Below are 8,836 nucleotides of genomic sequence, written 5' to 3'. Positions count from 1 at the left end.
CGAAAAAATACCCACAACATTGTGGCCCAAGGTAAAACCGTGTAAAAGAATCGTTGTACCGTGCGATAACTGCCCCCAACTGGGGTCCAACGAGAAATCCCCAACATGGTCACTCGGCCCTCCATTGCCAGTATGGCTTTGGCAATCCGGCTTAATTGACGGACACTTGTGGCCCCTACGACTGGGCTGAGGCATTGTAAAAGTGGTAAGATGTCTTTCATGGGCTAATGTAGATGTCATTTGTGGTTGTGGTAAACAACAAGTGTACTACGTTAGCCCTCCCTTTTTTGGCGAAGGTATTGTTAGGCAAGGAACTGAGCGGAGGAATTGGGGGGTTTACTCTAACAAAAACTTAAGAATTCCCGCGGATGAAATCGTCAGGTGTTGTTGATGGCCCGAAGGCGATCGCAATTCAATCGTGACAGTATTGCTATTGGGGACACCTGAGATATTTTCAAACCTATACCCTTGCAGGTTGGGACATTTACCCGTTCCCAACTGAGAACCTTGTTGGGATTGTTTTTTGAGAAATTCGCTCCAAAACCGGGAGTCTTCATGTCCGATTAATCGATATCTACAATCATTTCCTTTAATCCGTTCGGTTTCAATCAAATATCCCTTTTCCTTGGCTCGGTGCATCGTATCCCCAAAGCGATGGCTGACGGTTACTAGATCACTCGGGTAGTGCCACTCCCCATCACTCATCAAAGCCAGCAGTAAATCAATTTTAGTAACTTTCGGTTCGGTCATCTTGTGCCTCGTTGCACCCAGGACGTTTCTGGATCTAGTTTTATGTCAACTAGATTATCGGAATAGGGGTCATTTCAGTCGCGGGAAGAAAAGCGCTCACTCGTGCGTTATTGGGACGCCCCTCATTTTGGGTCTGCCAGAAGGAGCCAGATGAATTAAGTTTACTGACTGACTACGAACACCGAAGGGGATAACGACTGAAGTCGTTACTACGAACACCGGAGGGGAACGACTGAAGTCGTTTAGGCGGGAATACCTAAGTCCTGATGTAGAACTACCCATGATGGGGATGAGCCTGTGTCAAAGAGGCTCGGTTTTAATGGCTCCACCTCAGCGGGATAGGGTGCAGGCAAAAGTTCCCAACCTAGTAACAATCCCCTATAATCAACAAAGTTTTAAAGATTTGTTGCAAATCGCCGCTTACCCCTCGTCTGGATCCGGTAATCGGGGATTGAGGGAACTCTCAGCAATCCGGGAAATTCATAGATCTCTATGAAAGTTGCTCTCAACTCCCACGGATCCCAGTCCAAGCATAACGAGCGTTATGGAATTTATACTGTTCCCATGACCCAACACTGGCTGATAAACAACCTAGGGACTGCCTTTCAGTCCATCGCTGCTTCCCTCTCAAGGCCCCAGAAACGTCTGATCCTGTTGAGTCTGGATACGGCAGTCTTTCTGGTCGCCATCTATGGGGCGTTTGGACTCCGGTTCAGCGATCTCTTGCCAATTCAACAAACCTGGCCCTATCTGTGGCTGATTCTGCTTCTAATGGTGATCAAGCCTTTGGTCTTCCTGGTGACGGGAATGTACCGCCCGGTGCTGCGGTATGCAGGCTTGGAATTCTTATTAACCGCCACGAAAGCGGTGCTGTTCAGTTCCGGCGCTTTTGTTCTCCTGGCCTATTTCTTTGAGTTCCTACAGCTCCCGCGATCGGTCCTCCTGAATGATGCGCTGCTCACCCTGTTGTTGGTAGTGGGAGTGCGTCTGTCTCTACGCTGGCTGGTGAATACCCTGATCGGTCTGCCTCGGCAAAATCAAACCCCCGAACGGATTGTGATTTATGGTGCCGGTTGGGCGGGCTCGCAACTAGCTCAATCCCTCGCTCATCACCCAAGCTACCAACCCGTTGCTTTTGTCGATGATGACCCATCTTTAGCCAATCAAAATATTCAAGGACTCCCGGTTTACTCTCCCACAACATTACCGAGACTCCAACTCCAAAAGCCTTTTGATACTATTTTATTGGCAATGCCTTCGGTGGAGCGCATCAGAAAGCGGCAAATTTTAGAAGGCTTACAGTTCCTGTCCCTGCCGGTCAAAACTGTTCCCTGTATTGGCGAAATTTTATCCGGTCAAGTCTCCATTAGTGAAATTAGAAATATTGATATCGCTGATCTCCTCGGGCGGGAAGAAGTCATCCCCGATCCAGAATTGCTGCGGATGAATATCACCGGAAAAACCGTTTTGGTCACTGGAGCCGGGGGGTCAATTGGCTCGGAATTGTGCCGCCAAATTGCTCAACAACAGCCGAAATGTTTGGTGCTATATGAATTAGGGGAATTTGCCCTTTATAGCATCGATATGGAATTAGCGGAAGCTTATCCTACCCTCAAGTGCGTTGCTTGTTTGGGTTCAGTCAATGATGAGCAGCGGCTGGCTGGAGTTCTAACCCAATATCAGGTGGATACGATTTATCATGCCGCCGCCTATAAGCACGTTCCCTTGGTAGAGGCCAATCCTGCTCCAGGAATTATTAACAACGTGGTCGGGACTTGGACTACGGTACGCTGTGCGATCGACTGTGGGGTGGCTAATTTTGTGTTGATTTCCACCGATAAAGCCGTTCGTCCCACCAATATTATGGGGGCCAGCAAACGGGTAGCGGAACTGATTGTCCAAGCTTTAGCGGAGCGATCGGGGATTTCCACCCGCTTTACCATCGTGCGGTTTGGCAACGTTCTCGATAGTAGTGGTTCAGTGGTTCCCCGATTCCGCAAGCAAATCGCTGAGGGTCAAGCCATCACCGTCACCCATGCGGAGATGACTCGTTATTTTATGTCTATCCCCGAAGCCGCCCGCTTGGTGATTCAGGCCGGAGCAATGGGAAAACGCGGGGAAATCTTCTTGTTAGATATGGGTGAACCTGTGCGGATTTATGATTTAGCACTGCAGATGATTCAGCTGAGTGGGTTAGTACCCGGAAAGGATATTGATATTAAAATTACCGGCTTAAGACCGGGAGAAAAACTGCACGAAGAATTATTAGTCGATAGTGCTAAAGCAAGACCGACTCAGCATCCTAAAATCTTTTGCGCCCAAGAAGCGAAAATTCACTGGGAATTTTTACAGCCCCTTTTAGAAGCCCTGGTTCACAAAACTCGCACCGATGATGTGGTAGCCATTCGAGCCGAATTGCAACGCTTAGTTCCCGAGTATCAGCCTTCCTCCCTAGGTTTTCGGTCTCCTCGGTTAACATCCCGATCCCCTTTAGAAGAACCCAAGGGGATTGGCGCTTCCAAATTGAATGGCTCTGGCAAAAATGAAGCAACGGTGTTTTCGAGTCTGCCTGTAGAGGGAAGAGGTGCTGGCAGTGATAGCGTTATCCTACCCTAACCCTCCTACAGGACTTACGCATCGTTTGAGAACCCATCTTCAAGCCTAGGCTTCAGGAGGAGAAAAATTTTGACGCTTGAATGGGATGAAACCGTCCATCTGGGTTAACTTAAGGGTGATCAAGTCGGTAATATATGCCGATCGCCCTGTGCCTCCAGATTTAGCTGTCCGACCTCCCCCGGGTTGAGTTTACCCCATCGATTCTCCGAGTTGATTGCTCGGGCATGACCCCAGCAAACAGCAGGGGTTCTTCTATTCCCCATCCTTGCTCAATTCCAATTTCCCTACATAAATTCTTAAGCGACAACTCCATCTTTAACTATATGGTCAGTGCAGAGTCCTTTTCTCCCCCATCTCATTCCCCTAGACGGTCTAGCAGACCGGACCTCAGACAACCGATCGCCCAGTCAGTCCCCGGGTTGACATTCTCGATATTAGTCGCCCTGATTACAGCACTCCCTGCGGTTGCACAGCCATCTTTAGCACCCGAACAAGAACCCCGACTCTTGGCCCAGGGAGCAGCCTTGCAAGAAGCCTATACCCTCGGTCCTGGCGATCGCATTCAAATCGATATTTTTAACGTCCCCGAATACAGCGGAGAAAATGGTCAACATCAAGTCTTAGTCGATGGCACCTTAAATCTGCCCTTGGTCGGCAGAGTTTCAGTAGAAGGCTTAACCTTAGAGCAAGCAGCCAGCCGACTCAGAAACCTCTATGCCCCCTACCTGCAACGACCAGAGTTCCTGACTATCTCCGTAATGGCGCGTCGTCCAGTTCAAGTGGGGATTTCTGGAGAAGTCAGAAGACCTGGTTCCTATATCATCGCCATGAATGAAGCGGGTAGCCCCAGGCCCACAATCACTACAGCTATTGAACTTGCCGGAGGGATTACCTCAACCGCAAATATTCGTCAGGTGCAGCTTCTACGGCGGTCTAGAGGGGGGCCAAATCAACTCATTACCATCGACCTTACCACCCTAGTCCAGTTGGGGGATCTCAGCCAAGACGTGACCATTCGTGATGGGGACACCATCTTTATTCCTCCCGATCCCAACATTAACGCCAACGATGCGCGTCAGCTTGCTGAGGCCAGCATTTCAGGGGATTCTTCTCAACCCATCAATATCGCCGTAGTCGGAGAAATTAATAGACCCGGTTCCTACACCGTGGCAGGAGATGCGGAAGCCGGTGGACTTCTGACCCTTACCCGTGCTCTCCAAACTGCTGGTGGCGTCACCCAATCTGCCGAAGTCGGTCAGATTCAAGTGCGACGACAACCGAAATCTGGACCCGCCCAAATCTTATCGGTCAACCTCTGGCAGCTTTTAAATGGGGATATCAGCCAAGATATTATTCTCCAACAAGGGGATACAATTTTCGTCCCTACCGGCAGTGGATTTAACCCCACCGAATCCTCTCGGTTAGCCCAGGCCAATTTTGCCGGGGACCCGACTCAACCTGTCAATATTGCCGTAGTCGGTGAAGTGAGCCGACCCGGTTCCTACACCGTCACCCGCATGGATGAGACAGGGGGACTCTTAACTGTCACCCGAGCTTTACAAACTGCCGGTGGCGTTACACAATCAGCACAGTTAGGCGAAATTCAAGTGTTGCGGCAACCCCAGGCCGGTCCAGCACGAAGGATCCCGGTCAACCTCTGGGCATTGCTTCGGCAAGGAGATCTCAGTCAAGATATTATTCTCCAACAAGGGGATACGATTTATGTCCCCACCGGCACGGGCTTTAATGCGGCAGAATCTACCCTATTAGCTGAAGCCAGTTTTGCAGGTAGTCTAAATCAACCTGTCAATATTGCAGTGTCAGGGGAAGTGACTCGTCCAGGCTCGTACACTGTGACGCGAGTGGATGAAGCCGGTGGACTCCTCACCGTCACTCGTGCCTTGCAAACTGCTGGGGGAGTCACCTTATCCGCAGATATTCGCGAAATCCGCGTCAACCGTCGCCCGAAAGCCGGTTCTCCTCAAACAATTGTGGTGAATTTATGGGAAATGCTCGATCGCGGGGATTTCAGTCAGGATATCATTCTCCAACAAGGGGATACGATTGAAGTGCCAACGGCGAGTAACCCCAATCAAATAGAAACGGCTCGCATCGCCACGACTAACTTTGCCGCAAATACCGCTACCCCCCTGAATATTGCGATCGTGGGAGAGGTCAACCGTCCTGGAACCTATACCGTTTCCGGGGAGGATGTCGCCGCCACTGGGAATCTGGAAACTCTCACGGCTCCTGGCACGGGTGGGGGTGTAGTGGGACTGCCCACAGTCACCCGAGCCATTAAAATTGCTGGAGGGATCACCCCAACTGCGGATATTCGGCGGATTCAAGTGCTGCGGCAACGCAACAATGGCACCCAACAAATTATTGATGTGAATCTGTGGGAACTCTTGGAAAATGGCAATTTGAACCAAGATGTTCTGCTGCAACAAGGGGATACGATTGTGGTCCAAACCGCAACTAATATTGATTTAGCAGAAGCCCCCAGACTGGCGACGGCAAGTTTCTCTCCCAACCGGATTCAAGTCAATATTGTCGGTGAAATTCAGCAACCGGGAGTAGTAGAATTACCCCCCAATGCTTCGTTAAACCAAGCGATTTTGGTAGCGGGAGGATTTAATAATACCCGGGCGGAAAAAGATGACGTGGAACTGATTCGGTTAAACCCCAATGGCACCGTGTCTCGGCAAACCATTCCCATTGATTTTGCTCAGGGACTTGATGAAGGGACTAATCCCATTCTACGAAACAATGATGTGATTGTGGTCGGGCGTACGGGGTTAGCGACATTCGGAGATAGAATTAGCCCACTCGGGCAGGTGACCAATTCTGTATTCTCTCTGTTTGGAATCTTGCGATTTTTTAATCTGTTCTAAAGCGTCGGTACAGTCAAGGGCAGACCCACCGGGTTTCTTTACACAATCTCTGCTAATCAGCAACAAATTGGGTCAAGAAACCCAGTTTTTGGTTCCCTTGATCTCATCCGGTATCCTGAGCTTAGGAACGTTCGAGTCAGGGTCCATCTTGGGAGCCATCCAGTTCTCGAATAACCTATCCTGATTCATCGCACAATCCTCTAACGAGACTGCTACGATACGAAGGAATACACCATCACCAGAGATTGACATGGAGAGCGCACCCAATCCTCAGCCGTTAACTCTTCACCACCCAGGCAATGGGTCACAGTTCGTGCCGATGCCTTATATGGCTGAATTCCAAGATCCCGATGAGGAAGAATTGGATCTCGGTCAGCTATTTGCTGTGATTCGTCGTCGAGCCTTTGTGATTCTGGGCGTTGCGACTCTCGTCACAGGTGGTGTTGCCGTCTGGACTGCCAACCAAACCCCAGAGTATGAAGGCAATTTCCAAATTCTGGTGGAGCCAGTCACCAGTCAGGATGATAATTTTTCTCGGATTTCTGCTCTGGCAGGGGGTCTGGGGGGACAGTTTCTGCAAGGACAAAGTTCGGGCTTGGATTATGATAGCCAACTAGCGGTTTTACAAAGTCCCAAACTGATGGACCCTATCATTCAGCAGATCCGAGCTCGCTATCCCGAACTGGAGTATAACTCGATAATCGGGGGCAAGAAACCGCCCCTCTCCCTCGATCGCTTCAATAAAAATACTAAAATTCTCGAAGTTCGATACCGAGATGTGGAACCGGAGAAAATTCAGTTTGTCTTGGAAACGCTCCAAAATGCTTACCTGCGATACAGCTTAGAAGACCGCAAAAGCAATATTAGTCAGGGGATTCAATTTATTGAAGACCAACTCCCACAGTTACGGCAGCGGGTGGATACCCTGCAAGAACAACTCCAGAAATTTCGTCAGGAGTACAACCTTATTGAACCCGAGTTACAAGGGGAACAACTGGCTCAACAACTCACCAAACTAGATGACCAGCTATTAGACGCTCAAGCTCAACTGGTTCAGCAGCAACAATTGTATGAAACGTTGCGGCGACAAATTGGACTCGAACCGGGGACAGCGATCGCCGCTTCAGTTTTAAGTGAAGCTCCCACCTATCAAGCTCGACTTAATCGACTCAAAGAACTAGAAAATAAAATTGCTGCTGAGTCAACTCGGTTTACCCCAAACTCACCCCAAGTCCAAGTTCTCTTAGAAGAGCGACGAACCATCGAGTTACTTTTAGGACAGGAAGCTTCGGAAGTGTTAGGGAGTCAGCTACCGGGCGGCGTAGTGGGTAACCCCCAAGCTCCCTTCCAAAACACGGTTCGCACGGGCCTGATTCAGGAAATGGTCAAAGCTGCCAGCCAAATTCAAGTCCTCCAGGTGCGAAATCAAGTTCTTGGGGAGGCGGCAAAAATGTTAAGCGAATACCGCGAACAATTTCCCATTATTCTCCGCCAGTACACAGATTTGCAGCGGGAACTCCAGATTGCTAACACAACCCTCACTGAATTATTAGCCCGTAGGGAAGGGTTGCGGGTGGATGCAGCGGAACGAGAGGTGCCTTGGGAAGTAATTTCCCAACCGACGATTCCTCGGGATGAAGATGGAAATCCGGTTCCGGTTTCGCCAAGTCTGCCTCGGAACATGGTTTTAGGGGCGATGTTGGGGTTGATGTTGGGATTTGGGGCGGCATTATTAGCCGATCGCTTGGATAATGTCTTCCATTCTCCGGAAGACTTAAAAGAGGCGACGCGCTTGCCGATTTTAGGGTTGATCCCGGCGAGCGATCGCTCGGTGGTTCTCCCCTCTGCGGATGCTCGCGGTAGTGCTGCCTTCCAAGATGTCCGCGATTTTGGCTTTTTAGAAGCATTCCGCGCACTCAATGCTAATATCCGCTTCCTGACTCCTGGTAAACCCCTGCGCTCAATGGCGATCGCCTCGGCAATTCCTGCTGAAGGTAAATCAACGGTAGCCGTCAATCTCGCCGAAGCTGCTGCCTCAATGGGACAGCGAGTGTTACTGGTGGATGCCGACTTGCGCTGGCCCCAAGTCCATAAACGATTGGGATTACCCAACCGTCAAGGGTTAACCCATCTGATTGCGACGGAAATGGATATGAATGAGGCCATTCAGCGATCGCCCGTGGAACCCAATCTGTTCATCCTGACTGCCGGTGCGACACCCCCAGACCCCATCCGGTTGTTGTCTTCTGAAAAAATGCACAACCTGATGCAGCAATGGCACGCTTTATTTGACCTGGTGATTTATGATACCCCTCCCCTCCTCGGGGTCGTAGATGGTCGAGTTTTAGCCGCCTATACCGATGGAATTGGGTTAGTGGTCAGCATGGGTCAAACCGAGAAACCCGCCCTCCAACAAGCGATCGCCGAATTGCAAACTGGCAATACCAGGGTCCTGGGGATTATTGCCAACGGCGTTCAAGGACAAAACAGCTCCTGGGACTATGGCGATCGGCACTACAATGGACGCGATCGGGAACTGGAAGCGGAGGAAGAAGAGGCTATTTCTCTTTAATCCC

The 8,836-nt window shown here is 50.2% G+C and carries 5 protein-coding genes; 3 read left to right on the top strand and 2 right to left on the bottom strand.

Annotation, left to right across the window (positions count from 1 at the left end):
• Together NG795_RS06820 and NG795_RS06815 are read right to left on the bottom strand one after the other, a co-directional pair.
• The coding region (locus tag NG795_RS06820; RefSeq protein WP_436836036.1) for a transposase at nt 1-221 on the bottom strand (221 nt) is incomplete at its 3' end.
• A 115-nt stretch (nt 222-336) separates the two neighbouring features.
• Nucleotides 337-750, bottom strand: a complete 414-nt coding sequence (locus NG795_RS06815) for a hypothetical protein (RefSeq protein WP_367287899.1) — start codon at nt 748-750, stop codon at nt 337-339.
• Between the two features lie 492 nt (nt 751-1,242).
• Here NG795_RS06815 and NG795_RS06810 point away from each other — a divergent pair, with 492 nt between their 5' ends.
• From NG795_RS06810 to NG795_RS06800, 3 genes are all read left to right on the top strand, one after another.
• Entirely contained in the window at nt 1,243-3,366 is a 2,124-nt protein-coding gene (locus NG795_RS06810; RefSeq protein ID WP_367287898.1) for a polysaccharide biosynthesis protein, read from the top strand.
• 323 nt (nt 3,367-3,689) lie between these two features.
• The gene (locus NG795_RS06805) at nt 3,690-6,260 is read left to right on the top strand and encodes an SLBB domain-containing protein (RefSeq protein WP_367287897.1); all 2,571 of its coding nucleotides are present in this window, start codon (nt 3,690-3,692) and stop codon (nt 6,258-6,260) included.
• Between the two features lie 250 nt (nt 6,261-6,510).
• A complete protein-coding gene (locus tag NG795_RS06800; protein ID WP_367287896.1) occupies nt 6,511-8,832 on the top strand; it encodes a GumC family protein in 2,322 nt (773 codons plus the stop codon).
• Nucleotides 8,833-8,836: the final 4 nt, after the last annotated feature.

It is taken from the genome of Laspinema palackyanum D2c (genome assembly GCF_025370875.1).
GTDB lineage: Bacteria > Cyanobacteriota > Cyanobacteriia > Cyanobacteriales > Laspinemataceae > Laspinema > Laspinema palackyanum.
The sequence above is the reverse complement of the archived record's forward strand: the minus strand, read 5'-3'. Positions and strand labels throughout refer to the sequence as shown.